The organism is Arthrobacter sp. TS-15 (genome assembly GCF_006964045.1).
Classification (GTDB): Bacteria; Actinomycetota; Actinomycetes; order Actinomycetales; family Micrococcaceae; genus Arthrobacter.
This window is the reverse complement of sequence record NZ_SDXQ01000100.1, coordinates 1-1,260: the sequence shown is the minus strand read 5'-3', so window position 1 is coordinate 1,260 and position 1,260 is coordinate 1. Positions and strand designations below refer to the sequence as shown.

Below are 1,260 nucleotides of genomic sequence, written 5' to 3'. Positions count from 1 at the left end.
GGATCTGACCGTGGCCGCCGTTGGCCTTCGTCCTGTTGTCCCGGTACTTGGTGTTCCAGTACCAGATCAGCGTGCCGCTCTCGTAGTGCAGCCGCTCCTTGAGCCGGGGCAGTGTGGAGCGCCAACCCAGTTGGAACGGACCGGACTTGAGGTATGTGTCCTCGCCGACGTACTGCCTGTTCTCGACGACGTAGTAGCGCGCGTTGCCGTCCGCGTCCGCGGGGAGCTTCACCAGGAGGGCTTCCTTGCCCCGCGTGGAGGAGTGGACCGACAGCGGGTTCAGGATGACGGTCGAGGGGGTGCCGGCCTGCGCCGTCGCATGGTCGAGCCAGCCGAGCCGCAGTTTGGCCCAGGCGCCCAAGTCGGCGGGATGGGCGGAGAGTTCGGCCTCGTTCGAGAGCAGTGAGCCGTGTGACATGACCGACCAGAAGCCGGTCGAGTTCTCGCCGCCGGAGGTGTCGTACAGATCGGGCAGACCCAGGATATGGCCGTACTCGTGGGCCAGCGTGCCAAGTCCCCTGTTCTCGTTGGTCATCGTGTAGTCGTTGACCCAGACGCCCGAGTCGCCGACCTGGCTGCCGCCGTCCCGGTTTCCGTTGGCGGGCCCCAACTTGCCCGCACCGGACTGGAGATAGCTGACGGAGCCGCGGTGCGAGCCGATGGCGTCGGTGCCGTTGACGCCGCCGCCGTTGGCCTGCGACTCCCCCGCGAACATCAGCATCACGCGGTCGAGATAGCCGTCGGATTCGTTGAAGATCCCGTCCCGATCGTGGTCGTTGCGGTCCCAGGTGTCGTACGTGGCAAGGTACTTGGCCAGCGAGGCCACGGTCCGGCCCGTCGCGCGCTGATCCTCGTACCACTTGTCGAGGCCGTCGGTGACGAGCTGCTCGTTGCAGTAGTACGTCGAGATGGCCACGCCGTTCTTCCGGCAGGTGTCGGTGCCGTAGTGCGCCAGGGGGTGGTCGACGCGGGTCCAGTCCTGGACGGTGCCCGTGATCGAGTAGACGCCACTGGACTGACGCTGGAAGTACGACCTGAGGGTGTCGCCCGCGGTCTGGTCCGCCATGCCGAAGATCTGCCGCTGGTAGTACGCGCGGCTGTAGTCGCGGGTCCACACCGTGGCGTTGTCGGTGGCGCGGTCGGGCTCGGGGATCCGGTTGTGCGTGTAGTCGCTGAACTCCACCGGCAGCACGAAGATCCGGTCCGCGGTACGGGCCGTCTCCGCGTACGAGCCCTCGCGGTACTCGATGCGCTGCGAGG

At 67.0% G+C, this 1,260-nt stretch carries 1 protein-coding gene; it reads right to left on the bottom strand.

What is annotated here, in order from left to right:
• Positions 1–1,260, bottom strand: a 1,260-nt coding sequence (locus EU811_RS23015) for an immune inhibitor A domain-containing protein (RefSeq protein WP_142940562.1), incomplete at both ends; no start/stop codon positions are given.